The sequence below is a fragment of the Nodosilinea sp. LEGE 07088 genome (genome assembly GCF_015207395.1).
Lineage (GTDB): Bacteria > Cyanobacteriota > Cyanobacteriia > Phormidesmidales > Phormidesmidaceae > Nodosilinea.
This window is the reverse complement of the sequence record NZ_JADEWX010000065.1, coordinates 1-19,770: the sequence shown is the minus strand read 5'-3', so window position 1 is coordinate 19,770 and position 19,770 is coordinate 1. Positions and strand designations below refer to the sequence as shown.

Annotated in this window: 24 protein-coding genes, 1 tRNA gene and 1 pseudogene; 11 read left to right on the top strand and 15 right to left on the bottom strand. The window is 57.3% G+C overall.

Annotation, left to right across the window (positions count from 1 at the left end; all coding sequences use genetic code 11):
- Positions 1 to 2 precede the first annotated feature (2 nt).
- Entirely contained in the window at positions 3 to 1,082 is a 1,080-nt protein-coding gene (gene cax, locus IQ254_RS15525) for a calcium/proton exchanger (protein WP_193967069.1), read from the bottom strand.
- A gap of 269 nt (positions 1,083 to 1,351) precedes the next feature.
- Here cax and IQ254_RS15520 point away from each other — a divergent pair, with 269 nt between their 5' ends.
- Positions 1,352 to 1,735 carry an MliC family protein gene (locus IQ254_RS15520; RefSeq protein ID WP_193967068.1) on the top strand — a complete coding sequence of 128 codons (384 nt, stop codon included), beginning with the start codon at positions 1,352 to 1,354 and terminating at the stop codon, positions 1,733 to 1,735.
- 47 nt (positions 1,736 to 1,782) lie between these two features.
- Here the strand turns inward: IQ254_RS15520 and IQ254_RS15515 are convergent, their stop codons facing one another.
- From IQ254_RS15515 to crtL, 3 genes are all read right to left on the bottom strand, one after another.
- On the bottom strand, positions 1,783 to 2,541 hold the full coding sequence (locus tag IQ254_RS15515) for a circadian clock KaiB family protein (RefSeq protein ID WP_193967067.1): 759 nt from the start codon (positions 2,539 to 2,541) through the stop codon (positions 1,783 to 1,785).
- On the bottom strand, positions 2,534 to 3,871 hold the full coding sequence (locus IQ254_RS15510; protein ID WP_228040764.1) for a type IV pilus twitching motility protein PilT: 1,338 nt from the start codon (positions 3,869 to 3,871) through the stop codon (positions 2,534 to 2,536). The genes IQ254_RS15515 and IQ254_RS15510 overlap by 8 nt, the downstream gene beginning before the upstream one ends.
- A gap of 350 nt (positions 3,872 to 4,221) precedes the next feature.
- On the bottom strand, positions 4,222 to 5,454 hold the full coding sequence (crtL, locus tag IQ254_RS15505) for a lycopene beta cyclase (protein ID WP_193967065.1): 1,233 nt from the start codon (positions 5,452 to 5,454) through the stop codon (positions 4,222 to 4,224).
- 63 nt (positions 5,455 to 5,517) lie between these two features.
- Here crtL and IQ254_RS15500 point away from each other — a divergent pair, with 63 nt between their 5' ends.
- Complete coding sequence (locus IQ254_RS15500) at positions 5,518 to 5,673, top strand: hypothetical protein (protein ID WP_193967064.1); 156 nt, start codon at positions 5,518 to 5,520, stop codon at positions 5,671 to 5,673.
- On the opposite strand, the gene IQ254_RS15495 is transcribed toward IQ254_RS15500, so the two are convergent.
- The 6 genes from IQ254_RS15495 to IQ254_RS15470 all read right to left on the bottom strand — a co-directional run bounded on the left by IQ254_RS15495 (position 5,670) and on the right by IQ254_RS15470 (position 10,874).
- Positions 5,670 to 6,182: an adenine phosphoribosyltransferase gene (locus tag IQ254_RS15495; RefSeq protein WP_193967063.1), complete on the bottom strand. Its 513-nt coding sequence runs from the start codon at positions 6,180 to 6,182 to the stop codon at positions 5,670 to 5,672. The genes IQ254_RS15500 and IQ254_RS15495 overlap by 4 nt on opposite strands.
- 32 nt (positions 6,183 to 6,214) lie before the next feature.
- On the bottom strand, positions 6,215 to 7,435 hold the full coding sequence (gene corA / locus IQ254_RS15490) for a magnesium/cobalt transporter CorA (protein WP_193967062.1): 1,221 nt from the start codon (positions 7,433 to 7,435) through the stop codon (positions 6,215 to 6,217).
- A 100-nt stretch (positions 7,436 to 7,535) separates the two neighbouring features.
- Positions 7,536 to 9,227, bottom strand: coding sequence for a chaperonin GroEL (gene groL, locus IQ254_RS15485; RefSeq protein WP_193967061.1), 1,692 nt, complete (start codon positions 9,225 to 9,227; stop codon positions 7,536 to 7,538).
- A 136-nt stretch (positions 9,228 to 9,363) separates the two neighbouring features.
- Positions 9,364 to 9,915, bottom strand: coding sequence for a cysteine hydrolase family protein (locus IQ254_RS15480; protein ID WP_193967060.1), 552 nt, complete (start codon positions 9,913 to 9,915; stop codon positions 9,364 to 9,366).
- Positions 9,916 to 9,947: 32 nt separating this feature from the next.
- Positions 9,948 to 10,029, bottom strand: a tRNA-Leu gene (locus IQ254_RS15475).
- A complete protein-coding gene (locus IQ254_RS15470; RefSeq protein ID WP_193967059.1) occupies positions 10,008 to 10,874 on the bottom strand; it encodes a M48 family metallopeptidase in 867 nt (288 codons plus the stop codon). Before IQ254_RS15470 ends, IQ254_RS15475 begins: the two co-directional genes overlap by 22 nt.
- A 150-nt stretch (positions 10,875 to 11,024) precedes the next feature.
- Here IQ254_RS15470 and IQ254_RS15465 point away from each other — a divergent pair, with 150 nt between their 5' ends.
- From IQ254_RS15465 to IQ254_RS15440, 6 genes and pseudogenes are all read left to right on the top strand, one after another.
- Positions 11,025 to 11,390 (top strand): EamA family transporter, encoded by a 366-nt coding sequence (locus IQ254_RS15465; protein WP_193967058.1) that lies wholly within the window; start codon positions 11,025 to 11,027, stop codon positions 11,388 to 11,390.
- A 148-nt stretch (positions 11,391 to 11,538) separates the two neighbouring features.
- A complete protein-coding gene (locus IQ254_RS15460; protein ID WP_193967057.1) occupies positions 11,539 to 12,138 on the top strand; it encodes a ParA family protein in 600 nt (199 codons plus the stop codon).
- Between the two features lie 237 nt (positions 12,139 to 12,375).
- The gene (locus IQ254_RS15455; RefSeq protein WP_193967056.1) at positions 12,376 to 13,494 is read left to right on the top strand and encodes a site-2 protease family protein; all 1,119 of its coding nucleotides are present in this window, start codon (positions 12,376 to 12,378) and stop codon (positions 13,492 to 13,494) included.
- A gap of 65 nt (positions 13,495 to 13,559) precedes the next feature.
- A pseudogene (locus IQ254_RS15450) lies at positions 13,560 to 13,715 on the top strand (Uma2 family endonuclease); the annotation flags it as partial.
- A gap of 155 nt (positions 13,716 to 13,870) precedes the next feature.
- On the top strand, positions 13,871 to 14,092 hold the full coding sequence (locus IQ254_RS15445; RefSeq protein WP_193967055.1) for a hypothetical protein: 222 nt from the start codon (positions 13,871 to 13,873) through the stop codon (positions 14,090 to 14,092).
- 219 nt (positions 14,093 to 14,311) lie between these two features.
- Positions 14,312 to 14,485: a hypothetical protein gene (locus tag IQ254_RS15440; RefSeq protein ID WP_193967054.1), complete on the top strand. Its 174-nt coding sequence runs from the start codon at positions 14,312 to 14,314 to the stop codon at positions 14,483 to 14,485.
- A 135-nt stretch (positions 14,486 to 14,620) separates the two neighbouring features.
- Here the strand turns inward: IQ254_RS15440 and IQ254_RS15435 are convergent, their stop codons facing one another.
- The 5 genes from IQ254_RS15435 to IQ254_RS15415 all read right to left on the bottom strand — a co-directional run bounded on the left by IQ254_RS15435 (position 14,621) and on the right by IQ254_RS15415 (position 18,262).
- A complete protein-coding gene (locus IQ254_RS15435) occupies positions 14,621 to 14,959 on the bottom strand; it encodes a P-II family nitrogen regulator (RefSeq protein ID WP_193967053.1) in 339 nt (112 codons plus the stop codon).
- A 158-nt stretch (positions 14,960 to 15,117) separates the two neighbouring features.
- Positions 15,118 to 15,792, bottom strand: a complete 675-nt coding sequence (locus IQ254_RS15430; protein WP_193967052.1) for a hypothetical protein — start codon at positions 15,790 to 15,792, stop codon at positions 15,118 to 15,120.
- 134 nt (positions 15,793 to 15,926) lie between these two features.
- Entirely contained in the window at positions 15,927 to 16,709 is a 783-nt protein-coding gene (locus IQ254_RS15425) for a cysteine hydrolase family protein (protein ID WP_193967051.1), read from the bottom strand.
- Between the two features lie 35 nt (positions 16,710 to 16,744).
- Positions 16,745 to 17,839, bottom strand: coding sequence for a phospho-N-acetylmuramoyl-pentapeptide-transferase (gene mraY / locus IQ254_RS15420; protein WP_193967050.1), 1,095 nt, complete (start codon positions 17,837 to 17,839; stop codon positions 16,745 to 16,747).
- A 171-nt stretch (positions 17,840 to 18,010) separates the two neighbouring features.
- Positions 18,011 to 18,262: a DUF3134 family protein gene (locus IQ254_RS15415; RefSeq protein WP_193967049.1), complete on the bottom strand. Its 252-nt coding sequence runs from the start codon at positions 18,260 to 18,262 to the stop codon at positions 18,011 to 18,013.
- A gap of 113 nt (positions 18,263 to 18,375) precedes the next feature.
- Between IQ254_RS15415 and IQ254_RS15410 the strand changes: the two genes are divergently transcribed.
- From IQ254_RS15410 to IQ254_RS15400, 3 genes are read left to right on the top strand one after another with little or no spacing between them, the layout of a single operon-like run.
- A complete protein-coding gene (locus IQ254_RS15410) occupies positions 18,376 to 18,969 on the top strand; it encodes a PAP/fibrillin family protein (protein ID WP_193967048.1) in 594 nt (197 codons plus the stop codon).
- Positions 18,970 to 19,000: 31 nt separating this feature from the next.
- Positions 19,001 to 19,243: a type II toxin-antitoxin system VapB family antitoxin gene (locus IQ254_RS15405; RefSeq protein WP_193967047.1), complete on the top strand. Its 243-nt coding sequence runs from the start codon at positions 19,001 to 19,003 to the stop codon at positions 19,241 to 19,243.
- Positions 19,240 to 19,611: a type II toxin-antitoxin system VapC family toxin gene (locus tag IQ254_RS15400; protein ID WP_228040763.1), complete on the top strand. Its 372-nt coding sequence runs from the start codon at positions 19,240 to 19,242 to the stop codon at positions 19,609 to 19,611. Before IQ254_RS15405 ends, IQ254_RS15400 begins: the two co-directional genes overlap by 4 nt.
- The last annotated feature ends 159 nt before the right edge of the window (positions 19,612 to 19,770 follow it).

Here is a 19,770-nt window from a genome sequence, read left to right as displayed (position 1 = left end):
CCCTACACCGGGTGAAAGAAAAACGCCGCCCCCAAGATCACAAACGTCGAGAGCAACAGCACCCCCTCCAGCCAGTTCGATCGCCCATCCAGGCTAATCAGGTTGGCAAACGACACTGCAATTACCACCGCGATCACCTCAAATAGCCCAAAGTTGAGATCCATCGGCTGGTGAATAAAGTAGCCCACGATCACCAGAATGGGGGCCACCAGCAGCGCCACCAGCAGGCTCGACCCCATGGCGATCGACACCGCCAGGTCCATGTTATTTTTGCTGGCAACCCGCACAGCAGTCAGATACTCCGCCGCGCCCCCCACCAGCGGTAGCAAAATTACCCCCGTAAATAGAGAGGTAAACCCTAAGCTAGTGGCGGCTTCTTCTACCGCCCCGACAAAAATCTCAGATTCTACGGCGACGCCAAGGGTGGCGGCCACCAAGACCCCCAGCCAGAGCCAAACATTGGGCTTCTCAGCCTCCCCATGGGCGGCTTCGTCCAAATCAGTCACCCCCACGTCATATAAATAGCTGTGGGTCTTGAGTGAAAACAGCAGGGTCAGCCCGTAGACCAAAATGAGCACCGCTGCCACGGTCAGCGAGAGGCGCTCAATCGTCTCAGGCTCAACAATATTCGACGTGTTGATCACCATAGCGGGCAGCACAATGGCCACCACGGCCAGACTCATGGTTGAGGCATTCATGCGCACAACCGTCTGGTTGAAGGTCTGCTCTTTGTAGCGCAACCCGCCAAAAAACATCGACAGGCCCAGCACCAGCAGCAGGTTGGCCAGCAGCGCGCCGGTAATGCTGGCTTTGACAATATCAATCAGCCCTGCCTTTAGGGCCACTAACGCAATAATCAGCTCGGTGGCGTTGCCAAATACGGCGTTGATCAGACCACCAATGGTGGGGCCAGTTACCAATGCCAACTCTTCGGTCGCGGTGCTCAACCAAATAGCCAGAGGCACAATAGCCAGGGCCGATAGGCCAAACACCGTCAGGGCACCCCACTCCATGCGTTCTGCCCAAACCGAGACCGGGATGAAGAGCAGTAGCCCAAGAGACACAACATTTTTTGCTGACATAAATCACTAGCCAAAGAAAAAGCGAGCCATTTTTCTGCCCATTGTCGGGTGAGTCGCCCTTCTGCGCAATCGTCTAGAGCGCTTTGTTACTAAATCTACGCCGATGCTGCCGCCAGACCCTACTTTTCAAACTGGTACAGGCGATTAGTCTCACTGGGCACTGGAGTCGTTAGAATGTCTAGCCGGAGCAAATGTAATCAGCAATACAAAATGTATCGCTGATCTAGTGGGCTTTTACCCCCTGACCATAGAAATGGAGACTTTGAATCATGACATTCACTATCAAGGCGTCTATCGTTGCGATCGCCCTGACCGGGCTAGCTCTAGCCGGCTGCAACAGTACTCCCGACACCTCGGTTAGCGACGACCCTGTGGCCACCGACGAAGCGATGACTGCCGATGACTCTATGGCTAACGGTGACGTCGTAGTCTTTGAGTGCCCCGGCGGAGAGATCATTACCGCTCAGTTTACCGATGCCCCAGCCGCGATCGTGACTCTACCTGACCAAGAGCCGGTTACCCTACCCGCCACTGAGGCCGCCTCCGGTGCTCGCTACAGCGATGGCACCACCACCTTCTGGAACAAGGGTGACGAAGCCCTGGTAGAAGTCGATGATGCCATGGTGCTCTCGGGGTGCCAGGCGCAGTCGTAGAAGGCATAGCCACCTGGGCAGCCCTATCCTGGGTGGCCCAGGTGGCATTAGCTAGATTCCAATAACTGGGCCATTTGTTCCTGGTTAAGCACGTTGCCCACCAGCCGCCGCTGCGGCGCTGGTGAGACTTGAATCAGGGTAGGTGTGGCTGAGATATTAGCCGCTTCGGCGGCGGCGGGGTGGGTGATGACATCGATCACTTGCAGCGTGTAGGCGCCCAACAGCGAATTTTCGAGCGTAGTGTGCAGAAGCCTCAGCATTTTTTCGGTAGCAGCGGTATCAATGCCGTTGACGAATAGCTTAAGGCTATAGGGCTGGAGTTGGAGGGCGGCATCTAACTTGGGTTGGGGCAATGGATCCAAGAGCTTAGCCGCCACTTGCTCAACCCGAATGATTAAATCATGGCATTCCCACAACTGGGGAAATGCCGATCGATAGGATTCTATCAATGCCACAGAGCATTCTTCGGCACTGCCATAGTTGGGCTGCCAGGGCAGGTCACCGAGGCCAAATAAAGCGTTGAGCAGCGGTTGAAACCGTAGGGCACGAGGGTAAGCCTCGGCAACGATTTTGGCAACCTGAGTTGATGAGTTGATCCAGCGATCGACGGTGGCGGTATAACAGGGCAGCAGAAAGTAAGGCGGCTCGGCTAGGCCTAGATGGCTTTGCAGCGTGGCGCACAGGTCAAGGTGCCAGTGAGCACGCTTTTGCTCGTCAATGCAGTAGACGCAGTCGCCTCCAGGGGTAAACAGGGCAATCCCTTTAAAGCTGGAGGCGACTGGGTTAACCTGGGTGGCGTTAGACACGGCCCCGCAGCATTTGGGCCATTTCGTTTTGCCTGGGCGACATTTCTAGGGCGATCTCCTCGGTAATCCGCCCCGACTCGTACAGAGCGTAGAGCGATTGGTTCATGGTGCACATACCGTCGAAGTTACATTTGGGAATGAGCGCTTCGACTTCGTCGAGTTGACCACGCAAAATGTAGTCTTTGATTGCGTCAGTGTTGATCAAAATATCGTGGAAGGCGGCTCGCTTGCCATCGGTAGTGCGGCATAGGCCCTGGGCAATTACCGCGACCAGCGACTCTGCCATGGCCACCCGCACCGGAGCCTGCTGCTCAGGCTCGTAGAGGTTGAGAATACGCTCTACGGTTTTAACGGCGCTGTTGGTGTGCAGAGTTCCCATCACCAGGTGACCGGTTTGGGCCGCTTTGAGGGCGGTGTTCACCGTTTCTTTGTCCCGCATTTCACCCACCAGAATGATGTCGGGGTCTTCCCGCAGCGAGGCCTTGAGGGCAGTGTCGAATTTTTGAGTGTGCATGCCCACTTCTCGCTGCTTAATCAGCGATCGCTTACTCTGGTGCACAAATTCCACCGGGTCTTCGATGGTGATGATGTTTTTGGGCATCTCGGTGTTGACGTAGTCAATCATCGCCGCCATGGTGGTTGACTTACCAGAGCCCGTCGGCCCGGTCACCAGGATGAGGCCCTTGTGGTAGTGGCACACATCCCGAAAAATTGGCGAGAAGCCCAGCTGATCGAGGGTGAGAATCTTCACCGGGATCAGACGCAGCACCATGGCCGGGCCGCGCAGCGAGTCGAAGATGTTGATCCGGATGCGGGTGAACTCGTACTGAGCGGCCCCGTCAAAGTCGAGGGTTTGTTTAAACTCTTGAATTTCGTGGGGCTTGAGAATTTCTTCGAGCCAGCCATAGAAGGTGGCTTCATCAACGACAGGATAGTCGGTGAGTGCAATGTCGCCGCGATCGCGGAATCGAGGCACCTCACCAACCCCGAGGTGAACGTCAGAGAACCCCTTGTCAAAGGCCTCGCGCACAATTTTCTCAAGGGTGAGGCCACTGCTCACCTTAGCCGTTTCTGCGGCCTTAGGCATGGGCGGTGGAGAGGCCGGGCGGTGACGCGCTTGGCCAGGGGCTGGGGCTCCAGCAGCAGCCGGGGTCGGCGGTTTTTGAGCAGCCGGAGCGGTACCAGCCGCGGCCTGACCCGCAGCCCGGGCTGCGGCTGCGGCCCGAGCTTGGGCCGTGGCCTGGGGGGTAGGAGCCGGGGCCGACTGAGGCGGTCTGGGAGGTGGAGGTGGCGAAGGTTGGGCCCCTGGGGCGTTGGGTAACTCAGCCATAAACGGGTTCTCCATGATGGACTCGACAGCAACAGGTACGACGGCTGGGTAGAGGCAACGCAGCTACCCACGGAATACAGTCAGGTTGCCCACATTGGGTGCGAAAGTTAGCCTGTCCGTCCATGGACAAAGCCTACACGGTATCATCCCAGAGTATACGCTATGTCACCTTGGACGCAGCATCATCGTACCCCCGAGACATTCTCGAGGCCTGGTTATGTCTATTTAGAGTGTTCAACTAAATACCTATCCGGTGTCTCTCTGCGACCGGCCCAATGGGCCGAGTTCGCGTTCCTGATCGGGATGTTTTTTTAGGTGGAATACTCTTAGGCGAGTTAATCGCCTGCTTTTTAATAGCCCATCAGCGTCTGCTTGAGCAGGTGCCCATGGCTAAATACCGATCGCATTAACCCCCAGCGAACGGGGTTGGGGGCACGGCCAAAGAGACCGATCATCGCCTGCACCACGTCTGGCAAAGCCAGGCCATCGGCCAAAAATCCGGCCCAGTCATCGGTGGGTAGGGCAAAGAAAGCCGCAAAAAACTGGTGAAGCTGCGGACTATCAAAGTCCATCAGGTTTTCTAGGCCAAAAAGGTAGAGATAGTGCTTGCGGACGCGATCGGGGGGCCAGAGAGCGTTCCAGGCATGGCTGGCCACTAGGGTTGGCGTCGCGTGGGGGGCATTGAGCGCGATGGCGATCGCCTTGGCCAGCCCCGGCCCCCGCCGCAGTAGCGCACCCAGCATGTAGCCCGAGGCTGGGTGCACCATACTGGCCGCCCCACCAAACCCAATCACCCGCTGGTTTAAGTCTGGTAGGGGCTGATTCATGGGAAACAGGCAGCGTTCCGTGTGGTGGGTCTCTTTAATATCGACCCCTCGATACCTTAACCGCTGGTGCAGCCGAGTCTCGAGCACCGCCATTGAGATGGCCGGATGGTGGGCCAGAGAGGTTTCTTCCACAAAGTACACCCCATCGCCCAAATCCATAGCGTAGAGAAAGGTCGGCGGTTCCTGGCGCTGGGCCGGGGTGAGGTGGTCATCGCGATAGTCCATCAGCACCATCTGCTGCGGCCGAATGGGCGGCGTTGAGAATCGCCCGACAATGCCGTAGGCGGCCTGAAATGCCAGCGCTGGGGCAGGCGATCGCTGCACAAAGGCCGACCGATGGCCAGTGGCATCGACCACCAGGCGGGCCGTCAGCGTTTCTCGGGCCTCGGTGGTCACCTGGCTATGGGTGGCGCAGTGCTCAATGTGAGCCGCTTTGCCCTGGTGCCAAACCACCCCATGGCGTTCACCCTGGGTGAGCCAATAGGTCTGGAGCCGATCTTTATTTAACAGTCCATACTCACGGTGTAGCGGCAACGAGCCACTGTTAACGTTGACCACGCAGTCTTTCCAGCGGTGATCTAAAAACTGTACCAGGCCCAGATCGTCGAGTTCATCGACCCAAATACCGTAGGTATTGGGCCAGGGGTGAGCCGGGTCATCCAAGGCTAACCCCTGCACAGCTAAGCCTGCCTCACCCAGGGCAGTGGCCAGCGATAGCCCCGCTGGCCCAGCGCCAATGACTAACACGTCGTGCATGAACCGCCTGCTACCCTCAATCGTTCTCTGCGAACCCTTATCTTACAAAGATCGGGAGCTTTATTGGGAAGTGCAACCGGTTTTAACGTCCTGGTGCTGGCCTCGATCTGGTGGCTCAATCGCCTGGGGCTGGGGCTGGCGATCGCAATTCTATGGTTTGTGGTGCTGCGCTGCCTGCATTACGCCCTGGCCCTAATGCCTGATGCGGAGCCCTTCTAGTACTGCAACAGCACGGTAACGGGCACATCGGGAAGCTTAGCACGCCCCGCTAGGCCTACCAGTTCAATCACAAACCCAAACCCCGCCACGGTGCAGCCCGTTTTGGCGATCAACTCGGCGGTGGCGGCTGCCGTGCCGCCCGTTGCGATCAGGTCATCGACAATCATCACCCGACTGCCCACAGGAAAAGCATCTTGATGCAGCTCCAGGGTATCGTTGCCGTATTCCAGGGCGTAGTTGGCCCGATGCACGGCGGCGGGTAGCTTGCCGGGCTTGCGCACCGGGGCAAACCCCACCCCCAGCTTGTAGGCCAGGGGCATACCAAAGATAAACCCCCGCGACTCGATACCAACGATATAGTCGGGACGATGGTCAGCGACCTGTTCGGCAAAGCGATCAATGCTGTACTGCATCGCGGCCGGGTTGCCCAGCAGCGGTGTAATGTCGCGGAACAAAATGCCGGGCTGGGGAAAGTCGGGAATATCGCGGATGTGGGCTTTGAGATCCATCGGGATGTGGGGTTAAGGGCGTTGCTATGGTATCAGCGTTTTGTGATCGAAAAATTATCAAACCAGCCTCGCTTCCAGAAGCAATAGATTTGCAGCGCGGCAATGGCCGCCATCACCCCCAGGCAAATCAGGTAGCCCCAGTACCACTCCAGCTCAGGCATGTTGAAAGGTGAGGTGCTGGGGTCAAAGTTCATGCCGTAAACCCCGGCAATAAAGGTAAGGGGAATGAAGATAGAGGAAATAACGGTCAGCAACTTCATCACTTCATTCATGCGGTTGTTGATCGAGGAGAGATAGACATCCATTAGGCTGGCGGCGATCTCGCGGTAGCTCTCGATGATGTCGACCACCTGCACGATGTGGTCGTAGACGTCTTGTAGGTAAACCCGCACCTCCTGGCTAATGATCTCGTCGCTATCGCGGATCAGGCCGTTGATCACGCTGCGCTGGGGCCAGATGTAGCGGCGCAGCTTCATCAGACCCCGGCGCATGCGGTGAATTTTTTCGATGGTGGCGCGGCTGGGGTTTTCGACCACCTCATCTTCGAGATCTTCGAGGGTTTCGCCCAGAGCTTCTAACACCGGAAAAAAGCTGTCCACAATAGTGTCTAGTAGCGCATAGGCCAGGTAGTCGGCCCGCTGGCGACGGATAACGCCAGTGCCCCGACGAATGCGATCGCGCACCGGATCAAATGAGTCCCACTCGGGCTCCTCCTGAAAAGTCACCAAAAAGTCTTGACCCAGCACAAAGCTAACCTGCTCGCTGGCCACCCCTGAGCCCGTGGGTTTAGGCCGCACCATCTGCATAATAATCAGCACTTTACCGTCATAGAAATCGACCTTAGGCCGATGGGGCACATTGACAATGTCTTCCAGCATCAGCGGATGAAAGCCCAGGGTTTGGCTCATCTGTAGCAGCGTCGTCTCGGTGCCCAGGCCACGGGCATCGAGCCAGTTGACGTTGCCGGCATTTCCCACAGAACGGCATTCTTCAGGGTGATCAATGGTGGCGCTGTTGACCGTCTCAGGGTTGTAGCTGATTAAAACCAGCTCCGTAGGTAGGGCATCTGCAGAAATCCGGAGGGTTCCTGGCAGCGCACCGGGGAGCGAGTAGGTAAAGTCGAATAGCTCGTCGTCATCGTCGTCCAGTGGGCCGTGAAGGCCGTGAATTGTCCTCGGTTCTATAACTTGCCCCGACCGCAATTGAGAGCGGGACAGAGCATCGGTATCTGAATTATGTCTACGCCGTGACATCGCACCTACTTCCAAACGTATGGCCAGATAAAGCATAGGGGCACAGCCAAGGCTGCACCCCTAGAGGTTAATCATTTATTCAGAGATAGGGCGCGGTCGTTTACATCATGCCCATGCCGCCCATACCGCCCATGCCGCCCATACCACCCATGCCGCCCATGCCGCCCATACCGCCCATGCCGCCCATACCAGGATCGCCAGCAGGAGCTGGGGGTTCGGGAATTTCGGCCACGAGAGCTTCGGTGGTCAGCACCATACCCGCAATGGAGGCCGCATCTTGCAGACCAGAGCGCACTACCTTAGCCGGGTCGATAATGCCTGCCTGGATCAAGTCTTCGTAGGCTCCAGTGAGGGCGTTGTAGCCAACGGGAAAGCCCTGGGACTTGACCTTCTCCACGACCACAGAGCCCGCTTGGCCAGCATTGTCGGCAATCTGGCGCAGGGGAGCTTCCACTGCCCGCATGACGATGTCTACCCCGATCGCCTCTTCAGCACTGAGAGAGGCCTTCAGGGTTTCCAGCTTGGGAGCCAGGTGCAGCAGGGTAGCGCCGCCACCGGGCACAATGCCCTCTTCGACCGCTGCTTTGGTGGCGCTGAGGGCATCTTCAATGCGCAGTTTGCGGTCTTTGAGCTCGGTTTCGGTGGCGGCACCGACCTTGATCACCGCCACGCCCCCCGCCAGCTTGGCCAGGCGCTCAGAGAGCTTCTCTTTGTCGTAGTCAGAGTCGGTGCGATCCAGCTCTTGGCGAATTTGCTCAATGCGCTTGTCGATGTCAGCTTTGTTGCCCGCCTCGGAAACCAGGGTGGTGGTGTCTTTGGTAATGGTGACTTTGCTGGCGGTGCCGAGCATGTCGAGGTCGGCGGTTTCGAGACTCAAGCCTACTTCTTCCGAAATCACCTGACCGCCGGTGAGGACAGCGATGTCTTGGAGCATAGCCTTGCGGCGATCGCCAAAACTGGGAGCCTTAACAGCGGCCACATTCAGCACACCACGGGCCTTGTTCACCACCAGGGTGGCCAGAGCTTCACCTTCGATGTCCTCGGCCACAATCAGCAGGGGCGCGCCATCGCGGGCGGTGCGTTCTAAAATCGACACCAGGTCTTGGATCGAGCCAATTTTTTTGTCGGTGATCAATACCCGAGCGTTGTCGAGCTCGGTCACCATGCGCTCTTGGTCGGTCACGAAGTAGGGCGAGATGTAGCCGCGATCGAACTGCATCCCTTCCACGACGTCGAGCTCGGTGTAGAGCGACTTCGATTCTTCTACGGTAATGACGCCGTCTTTGGTCACCTTCTCCATGGCCTCGGCAATCATTTGGCCGATTTCTTCGTCGCTGCCCGCCGACACGGTAGCGACCTGGGCGATGGTGGCGTTGCCTTCGACGGGCTTGGCCACAGCGGCAATTTCCTTGACCAGGGTCGCGACGGCTTTCTCAATACCGCGACGCAGGCTGACCGGGTTAGTACCTGCCGCCACGTTCTTCAGGCCTTCTTTGACCATGGCCTGGGCCAGCACGGTAGCCGTAGTGGTACCGTCTCCCGCCAGATCCTTGGTTTTCGAGGCCACTTCCTGCATCAGGCGAGCGCCCAAATTCTCGAAGGGATCATCCAGATCGATCTCTTTGGCAATGGTGATGCCATCGTTGACGATCTGTGGTGCCCCGTACTTTTTCTCCAGTACTACGTTGCGCCCCCTGGGGCCAAGGGTGATTTTGACGGCGTCGGCTAGGGCGTTGACGCCTTTTTCAAGGGCCTGCCGCGAAGCCTCATCAAAGGAAACTTTTTTTGCCATGTCCTGTCTTTCAGCTCTCCAGAGACAAACTTAGCACTCGCTAGGTCAGAGTGCTAACTTCGTTAGAGTATCGCTGTAGGGGACGGTCGGTAAGTCGCAATAACCGATCCTCAAGGAGATCTCCTGGGGGTAAACCCTACGCCAGGTCTTGCAGCACCTGCTGGCTAGAGCAAATCGTGCAGAATTCGTGGTGGAGACTGGCTAAGTTGATATCGTGCATGGCATCGGCAGAATAATGCGTGCCGTCGTGGCCACGGCGCTCGAAGGTGGCGGTGGCATCGGCCACTAGGGTAACGGGAAAACCCAGGTTGGCGGCCATGCGCACGGTAGTAGACACGCAGTGATCGGTGGTCAGCCCCACCACCACCAGGGAGCCGATGCCCTGTTCGTGCAGGTAACCCTCCAGGTTGGTGCCAATAAAGGCGCTATTAGTAGTTTTGGTAAATTCGATTTCGCCTGGCTGGGGCAGCACCTCGTCTTTGTAGGCATTGCCAGGCAGTTCGGGGCGCAGGGGTGACTGGGGCTCGACAGAACAGTGGCGAATGTGAATGATCGGCCAGGTGCGATCGCGCCATGCCGCCAACAACAGCGCTATGTTGGCCTCGGCCTCGGGGTTGTTACGCCGCCCCAGCGAGGGGTCATCTAGCCCTTTTTGCACATCGACAATGAGTAGCCCCGGTGGTGTCATGGGCAGCTCTCTTGGGGTGTCTTAAAATAATATGGGCGAAGCGAGACTCGAACTCGCACAACCGAAGTCGCCACATTTTGAGTGTGGTGCGTCTACCAATTCCGCCATTCGCCCTTGGGTGAACCCCCATTATACCGATCTGGTCGGCTTTTCACCAGAGCAAAATAATCTGGGCTGCTGGCCCAGCGATCGATTTCCCTGGCCCGCAGCACGGGCACCGGGTGGGTGAGCCCCTGGGTGCGCATCTGCTTGAGGGCATCGCCCAGGGCATCGGTGCTGATGGCATCGTAGGCGCGGGCCTGATCGATAAAGGCGTCGACGTTGAGCTGGTCGGCCAGCGAGGGGGAGCCGCCGCACAGCTTCATCATCAGCGAGGCGACAATGCGAGGGTCTTGGGCCACCAGTAGGGCGGCGCGATCGCAGGTGAATTCGGCACAGCGCACCCACTCCATCAATTGATTCTGAAGATTTTGCGCCAGCACCTCTCCCAGGGGCAGCTGGCTAGCGGCCATCGTGATCAGGTTAGCCAGGGTGAGGTAAACGCTGTGCTCACATTTTAGATGCCCCAGTTCGTGGGCTATCACCGCCTGGGTTTCGGCCGGGGTCAGCAGTTCGAGCAGGGCCGTATGGATGACGATAAACGGGTCTTCGCCGCACATGGCAAAGGTGTAGGCATTGGGCACCGGGTTTTGGCGCACGTAGAGCTGGGGCACGCTGAGGTCGAGAATGCGGCAGGCCTCAACCAGCGACTGGTATAAGTCGGGCAGTTGGCGATCGCTAACCTGCAAACTCGATGCCAAATGGTCGAGATGAAAGAACCGCTCCGCCAGGGGGGCCAAGACCATGCGTACCGCTGTATCAAGCCCCGGTAGCTGCTTCAGCGCTCGGGTGGCCTCGAGATCGAGGGGGTGACGAAACTGGTCGGCCCGCAGCCCAACCAAGAGAGTTTTGCCGGTCATATAAAATCTGGGGCTAGTACGGTGTCTAATATCCTAGCCTGAGGAACAGAGGTTCGCTGGTGGGTCTGGTTCTAGCCCCTAACAATTCGCTAAGATACGCCTCTGCGCCATGGCTGACGTTATAGCCTGTTGTTGGCCTAAGGAGAGCCTGTGACGCTTCTAGAATTTGGTCTATTGTTAATTTCGGTGCTTGCCAGCTCCCTTGGCCAGTTTTTTCTCAAGCTGGGAGCCTTGCAGCTGGGAAAAGTAACCGGTGCCAACGCCATAGACCACGTTCTCAGCATTGTCACGACCCCAGCCTTACTCGCGGGGCTGGCTGCCTATGGGCTAGGAGCGGTTTCTTATATTTTGCTGCTGACCCGGGTAAAGCTCAGCATTGCCGCTCCCTCAGCGGCGCTGATCTACGTCGCATCGGTGCTGATTGGCGTCATCGTCTTTAAAGAAAATCTCTCCCTAGGGCGTCTGGTCGGGCTGGGGTTAATCATGGGCGGTGTCGTTTTGATCACAACTCGGTAGACGGGCTGCAAAATGAGGCACCAACTGGTTGCTCGGTGACCTTGCCTTAATGACCCACTTGCTACCTGCCAGGGCAAACCAGACAATGATGGCAGCCCATGCTTGTTAGTGCGCCGCTCAAACCGAGCCCCCTGCTTGCCCCTACGCCATGATCGTGACCGTAGCCAGCTTCAAAGGAGGCGTGGGCAAAACCACCACCGCCATCCACCTGGCTGCGTTTTTGCAGGGCTATGCTGAAACCCTCCTGATCGACGCCGACCCCAACCGCTCGGCCCTGAGCTGGGCCAGCCGTGGCCAGCTACCATTTCAAGTAGTTGATCAATGGCAGGCCAACGACATTCCTCGCCCTGGGCACGTGGTGATTGACACCCAGGCCCGCCCCATCGCCGACGATCTGGCCCTGCTGGCGGCGACCTGCGACCTGCTGGTGCTGCCCACCACCCCCGACATCCTCGCCCTCGACGCCCTGGCGCTGATGGTGCAACATTTGGCCGGGCTAGCCATTGCCCCTTACCGTGTTCTGCTGACGATGATTCCGCCCTACCCGAGTCGGGCGGGCACCGAAGTGAGGGAAATGCTGGCCACCACTGGGTTGCCGCTATTTGAGGGGGGCATTCGCCGCTACGCGGCCTTTCAAAAAGCAGCCCTGGTGGGCACGGCGGTCTATGACGTGAAAGATCCTAAAGCCGAGATTGGCTGGCAAGACTATGTTGTGGTGGGTAGGGAGGTTTTGGCGGCTGGGGGATGAGGGGATGGGGAGACTGGGAAAGTCGGCAATTCAGAGCTGAGGAAATTGCCTCCGCTCCCCAGCGCCTCCACTCCCTGGCCGCTACCGCCGACGCCAACCCGTCCCTAATCCTTCGGTTCTCACCACCTCAGGCAGATGAGACACTCGTTAACAGTTCGTTACAATAAGCCCATGGATAGGGAGATGCTTCTCAACAGTGTGTCTACCTGTCCTCAGGTTTTGATTACGAGGTGCCCTATGAATGGCAACTTACGCGTTGGGAATCTGTTTGGTATTCCCTTTTATGTGAATGTGTCTTGGTTTTTGGTGCTGCTGCTGGTGACCTGGCAGTACGGTAGCGGGCTGGCCGCAGCGTTTCCGCTGTTGGGTGGGTCGCTGCCCTGGGTGCTGGGTCTAGCGGCAGCGCTGCTGCTGTTTGCCTCGGTGCTGGCCCACGAGTTGGGTCACAGCTTTGCGGCCATGAAGCAGAGCATTGGGGTCAACTCGATTACGCTGTTTCTGTTTGGTGGTCTGGCGGCCCTAGAGAAAGAGTCTGAAACGCCGAAAGGGGCGTTTTGGGTGGCGATCGCAGGCCCCCTGGTCAGCTTCGCGCTGTTTGGTCTGTTTTCTGCGCTTGGGTTTGCGCTCCCCGTCGGTGGCCCGATCGCGGGCATTGTGGCGCTGCTGGCCTACATTAACCTGGCTCTGGGTGCTTTCAACCTGATCCCTGGTCTGCCGCTGGACGGCGGCAATGTGCTGAAGGCGATCGTGTGGAAAATTACCGGGCAGCCCTACAAAGGGATGGTATTTGCCAGCCGCGTCGGGCAGTTGATTGGTTGGACGGCGATCGCTCTCGGTGCTGCCTCGATTGTGGGCCTCAGCCCCGTGGGCAGCATTTGGACGCTGTTGATTGGTCTATTCTTGCTCCAAAATGCCAACCGCAGCGCTCAGTTCGGTGAGGTGCAGGGTCGTTTAGCGGGTCTGACGGCTGAGGATGCGATCGCCGCCGATAGCCCGGTGGTCAGCGCCAGCGCTTCTCTGCGCGAGTTTGCCGACGATGCCCTGCTGGCCGCTCCTTCGGCCTGGCGCAAGTTCTTAGTCGCTGACGCAACTGGGATGATGGTGGGTACGGTGCTGGTGGATGCCCTCAAGCAGGTGCCCCGTGAGCAGTGGGCCAATACCACCGTGGCGGCAATTATGGAATCTGCCAGTGACATGATCACCGTGGGAGCCGAAGAACCGCTGATGGAGGTCGTTAAGACCCTAGAAACCCGCAAGATTCAGGCGCTGGCGGTGATTCGCAACGATGGCTCTCTGGCGGGTCTGCTAGAGAAAGCCTCAATTCAGGCTCTACTGCAATCGCCCCAGGCGGCCTAACTGCTGCTAAAGCCCATTAACTCAAACGCAGACCAAACAAATCTGGTCTGCGTTTTTTGCGATCGGGCATTCCAGAATATTGGGTTGTGGACTATCGAGGTTTGGGCGGGCGGGTGTTTATTGGCAGCCCTAAGCAGCCTACGTTTACGGTGTGCCGGTCGGTTGGTGAAGACTACCAACAACAGCAGTATCGGCTAGGTGAAGCGATATATGCCGCTTGAATATGTTGCTGCCATGCGCTAGTTGCGAGCACGCAGGCCGATGGCGGGGTTAATTCCCAGGGACGCCTGAGGGGTATGCCCGAGATTAATTTGTGTCTAAAGTTACAAACAGGTAGACTGGAGAAAAGATTGTTTGTTTTTTTTTGCCCCTTTCCATGAAATCCCCAGACTCGAGTGCTGCGATCGCGCTGCACTGCTTAGACCTGCTTGCCACCGTTGCCGCCATCATTGCCGTCGCTGTGGTTACCGGGTCTACCTCCAACCTGATGGCTATTGAACAGGTTGAACCCTCCCGGCTTAAGCCCCGGCTATGCCCTGCAAGGTTGCCTGTGGGTAAACGCTGGCAACAAAAAATCATTGGGTTGTCACAACGCTGACGACTGCGTTGCTGTAACGGTCTAAAGCAAGCCCCTTGCTATCCCTGAGATACCCTCTGGGACAAGGTTTTGGCCAATAGAGCCAACGTTAATTTCTTTTTAAGCCAGGGCTAAGCGTATTCTACGCTACATTTTTGTGGGTTCTCAGGCTAGGGCTACATCCTAAAGGGTATAGACCACTTAGCAAGCAAAGGCTAATCCCTTTGCAAGGAGAACCCTATGAAACGCTACTTACTCTCTGGTTTGACCATTGTGCTGTCCACTTTAGCGATCGCATCTGCGGCTAATGCAGGCCAGACCAACCTCAACGACCCCGCTGCCGACCTCAATGGCGACGGCGTGGTGACGATTGGGGAACTGGTGATGCATAACCGCGATCAGCGCCAATCTTAGCGATCGCCTATAGGAAGTGACCCTTCCCTGTACAGTAGCGGGCCTGAGTTTTAGGACTCAGGCCCGCTACTGTAGGGGTGTTGTGCCAATAAAATTTATCGATCAGCTCTTTGAGCAATGGCCCTAGGAGCGGGTCTACACGGCTTCGGTATTTTTCTCGCCGGTGCGGATACGGATAATTTCGTCTACGGGGGCAACAAAGATTTTGCCGTCGCCAATTTCGCCAGTGCGAGCCGCAGAGATAATTTTATCGACTACGGTATCGACCTGAGCATCTTCTACCACAATCTCAATTTTGAGCTTTTGCAGAAACTCGACGGTATATTCTGAGCCGCGATAGCGCTCAGTCTGACCTTTTTGGCGACCAAAGCCACGTACCTCAGAAACGGTCATGCCCACGATGCCAGCATTGACCAGGGCAATCTTGACTTCGTCGAGCTTAAAGGGGCGAATGATAGCTTCTATTTTTTTCATAAATCAAACTAGGAGTTTTCAGCGAATGTCTCTGGACTCGGTTTATGTGTATCGGGCCTGACCCCTAGAGTACTGTATTGAGAGCTACAAAAGCTGGATAAGCCCGGCTGGGTGGAGTCGGTTTTGAGCGCCCTAGCCACCCACTGCAACCCTCGGCCCTAGCGAGAGTTGCTTAACAGGGGTTTCATAATCAAAAACCCCGCTCCAAAGGCGCTGACTACAATCAACAAAATGGTTGCAGACAGCCATAGCCCACTCAGGTCCGAGGGGCGCTGACTCATCTGACCTGGGCGGTTGGGGTCGAGGCGTTCTTCGGTATAGAGCCGTTGAGGGGGTTTGGCCTGGGGGCGCTGGGGCGGCTTGGCCTTTTTGCCTTTGGGCTTGACCATCTGGGTGATCTGGCTGGCCAGGGTAGAAACCCCTTCACCTACTGACTCCGACAGCCGCTCTGGTAGCGAATCTGAGAGGTCGTCTTCGGCCTGAACCGGGTACAGGGGCATACTGGTTGCCGTCTCGCTGGGGCCGACCTCTAGGGGCGATCGCACGGTGGCAGTCATCTCTACCGGCTGGGGTTGGCTGCTCTCGATCGCCTGCTTGAGGCGGGCCGCCGAGTCAGCAAAGCGAATCATTTCCTGCCGCAGCACCTGGTTTTGCTGGGTCAGCTGCTGATTTTGCTGGGTCAGCGAGTCAACCATCGCCTGGTTAGTCCGTAGCTCGGTCGCTAGCTCACGATAGACCGAGATTGGCACCGATGGCGCCTGACGACTGGCTTGGGGTGCCTCTGAAGCCACGGTGCCGGAGTAAGCAGATTCGGGAGAAAAGGGTACGTTCATGGTGACGGTAGAAGGGGCGCTAAAACAAAAACAAGCCTGAGGGAGTTCTGCAAATTTGGTCTGCCCAAGGGTAGTTCAAATTAGAGCAATTGCACCAGGTTTAAGCAAGAAAATTTTTGTTTTACAGCCTGGGCCTAGCCAGAGTCTGACTCCAGGGCAGCAGCTACCGCAGGGCTGTCAGCCACAAAGCCAAAGCACTGGTTGACATTGTAGAGGGTGGCCTGGGTGCAGTAGTCAGGGGAGGTGGTGGCGCTGCAGTCGCTGATCAGAATGCAGTCGTAGCCTAAAAAATTGGCGTCTTGCAGCGTTGCCATGACGCATTGATCGATATTGACGCCGGCAAAGAGCAGCGTCGTTTTGCCCAGATTACGCAAAATACTGTCGAGGGGCGTATCCCAAAAGCCACTCATGCGGTATTTGTCTACCCAGACATCCTCGGGCTGCAACCCGAGCTCGTCGACTACGGCTGCGGCCCAACTGCCTTTGGTCAGCACCGGGGCGTTGTTGGCGGGCAGTGGGTCGCCTAGCCCCACGCCAACCCCACTGGGGTTATAGACGTGGCGCAGTCCGGCGCTGATATTGAGCAGATCGGGGCGATTGCCCCAGTTGACCCACACCACCGGCACCTGGGCCGTTCGGAGGGCGGGCAACAACGTTTGTAGGGGCTGAATCGCCTGGCGGGCGGGGGCCACATCGACCCCAATGCTAGCTAACCAGCCGTTGGGATGGCAGAAATCGTTCTGCATATCTATGACCAGGCAGGCGGTTTTGTTGAGATCAAACCGCAGCTGCTTAGTTTGGGTGTTTAAGGTAACCAAACGCGGCGGTTGCTCTGGGCGGCTGATGTCAGCCACCTGGGCGTTGACCCACCAGGCGTTGGCAGGGGTGCCGAGGGGATGCAGGTTTGAGGTGTCCATGGCGGCGGCCCTTAAGGGTGGGGTGCCAGGGCTGGCTATTGAAGCTGGAGCGCTACGGCTGCTAGTAGAGCCGTCACTAGGTAGGCCGAAGCAACGACCTGAATCTCTGACCAGCCCGACAGCTCAAAATGGTGGTGGAGGGGTGCCATTTTGAAAAATCGCTTGCCGACGCCGTCGGGGCCCTTGGTCGCCTTGAAATAGCTGACCTGAATGATGACTGACAGGGTCTCGGCAAAGAACAGTAGCGTCAGCACCAGCAGGGCAAACAGGTTGCCGCTGAGAATGCCAACGGCGCCCAGAGCACCACCCAGGGCCAAAGAACCTGTGTCGCCCATAAATACACGGGCCGGGTTGTGGTTGTGCAGCAAAAAGCCCAGACAGGCGCCAGCCATAGCAGCACAAAAAACCATCAGGTCGGGGTGGCTGGGGGCAACGATCGCCGCCAGACCCATAAATGCGATCGCACCCGTACCGCCCATCAGCCCGTCGAGGCCATCGGTTAGGTTAGTGGCGTTACTCTCAGCCACCAAAACAAACCCTGCCAGCGGCCAAAATAAAAACCCTAGGGGTAACCCCAGACCCAAGGGCAGCGCCACGGTCGTAATAGTCAGGGGCTGGCTGGCAAACACCCAGAGGCAAAACAGCAGCGCGATCGCCACCTGTAAACCCAGCTTGGCACGGGGCGAGATCCCCTTGTTGGAACGGCGCTTGATCACCTGCCAGTCATCGACCCAGCCGATGGCACCGTAGGCCAGGGTCAGCAGCGATACCGCCACGGTATCGCGGGCAAACCCGGTGGCAACCAGGGCTACCATCACCGCCAATGGCACAAAGAAAGCACCCCCCATAGTGGGAGTACCGGCCTTCTTCAGGTGGCCCTGGGGGCCTTCTTCACGAATAAATTGCCCAGTCTTGAGCGCCCGCAGCAGCGGCACGGCCCAAAAACCGGCCAGGCTGCTACCAAACGCTGCCATCAAAAACGGAACAGTAATTGATGCGCCCAGGCTAATACCGTTACCCAGACTGCCATCGAAGGCGATCGCAGCCGCACTCAACCCCACACCGAGTAGCCAAAACATCACCTGGCCATTTAGCGATAGCCGCTTTGATGCTAAAAACTTCGCATCCACAAACGAATCCTCAATTGCATCACACCACACACCCCAGGAGTCTACTGGATGATCCTTCCGTTGACTACAGGCGGGTGACAGGAAATAGTCAGGAAGTCTAAATGAATGATTGCATTCAGGGGCGAAGTTTTACAAGACTTAACGGCAGGCGCGACCTGACTCAAGGCAGATCTAGTCGTCGTCATCGCTGAGGCTGACATCGCTGTCGTCATCGTCTTCAAAGTTATCGTCATTGCCCATCAGATCCGAAATTTCTTCGTTTTCGGCCTCATCGGGGATGATTTCGACCACTTCGCGGCTGCGCAGGCGACCGATGTCCTCTAGCCATTGCAAAATCGATGAATTGCCAGAAGATGGCAAAATTGGCGCTTTGGCACTGCGGGGCACCTGACGCAAAGATGGGTTGTAGTACTTAGAAGACATAGTGGCCTATAGCAACACGCAATACACAGACATTTCATCGTAGCAGAGACCTCCAGCGGCGGGCGGCTGAAGTTTTGCCCTATTATGCCCCTGGTACCCCCTGGAGACTGGTTATGTTAGGCAAAGCTGAGCTACTCGATGCCGTTGCCTCGGTCAACCGGGGGATTAATACCACCCCTGACGATCGCACCGCCATTCAGGCTGCCGCCACCACCCTGGAGGGCCGCAACCCCACCCCTGACCCGCTCCAGGCGACGGCACTGCTCGATGGCGACTGGCGGCTGCTCTATACCACCAGCCAGGAACTGCTCAATATCGATCGCATACCGCTGGCCTCGTTAGGCCCGATCTACCAGTGTCTTCGCCTGGCCGAAAACCGTGTCTACAACATTGCTGAAATTCAGGGGCCACCGCTGCTGTCGGGCCTGGTGTCGGTGGTGGCCAGCCTAGAGCCCGTCTCGACCCAGCGGGTGAATGTCCGTTTCGAGCGCGGTGTGGTGGGGCTGCAAACAGCCCTGGGCTACCAGTCGCCCAGCCAGTTGATTCAGGCCCTGCAAACCACGCCCAAGTTCTCACTGCTGCGGGGCATTGATTTTGCCATCAACCGCGATCGCTCCGCCGGCTGGCTCGAAATCACCTACCTCGACGATGACCTGCGCATTGGTCGCGGCAACCAGGGCAGCCTGTTTGTGCTGCAAAAAGTGTAGAATTTGGCTATAGAATCTGGCTATAGAATCGATGGCTATCAACATTAAAAATGCCGAAGTCGATGACTTGATTCAGCGGATACGGCAGCTGACCGGGCTGGGGCCGACGGAGATTGTCAAGGCGGCTCTGGAACGGGAGTACCAAGAGATTCGCCGACAGCGGCGACAGGTTCAGTTGGCCCAAAAATTACCCTCAATTCAGGTGGCGGCCCAGGCTAAAGCCAATGACTTCGCCAGTGATGCTCTCTATGACGAGACTGGTCTACCCCAATGATTGTGGATACATCGGCCGTCATGGCAATCGCGCTGAAGCAGGTGGGTTGGCAAAGACTCTACGAGCTCGCTTTGGACGCACCCGTGTTACTGATGTCCGGAGGAACCTTACAAGAACTGCTGGTGGTGGCCTGGCGAAAAGGAGTATCAGCTGAGGTCGATGAATTGTTAATCATTCTGGATCTGGACTATGTGGCTGTGGATGCTGATCTCGCCAGATCTGGGGCCAGGTTGTATCAGCAGTACGGCAAAGGCGGCGACCATGCAGCCCAACTCAATTATGGAGACTGTTTTGCGGCGGCCCTATCCATAACTCGTCAGCTACCGTTGCTTTACACTGGCGAAGATTTTAAGGCCGCAGGCTTCTAAATTGTCTTGGCACTATCGTCTGGATGCCATGGGCGCAGTAGAGTGTGAATTTGTCTCGGTCTGATGCCCTTGGTTAAGGCCAAGGGCATCTTGGGGCAGAGAGTTGGCCAATCATTGATCTTCAAAGTTGTTTCTATGCCCCGCCGCAAACGCCCCCGC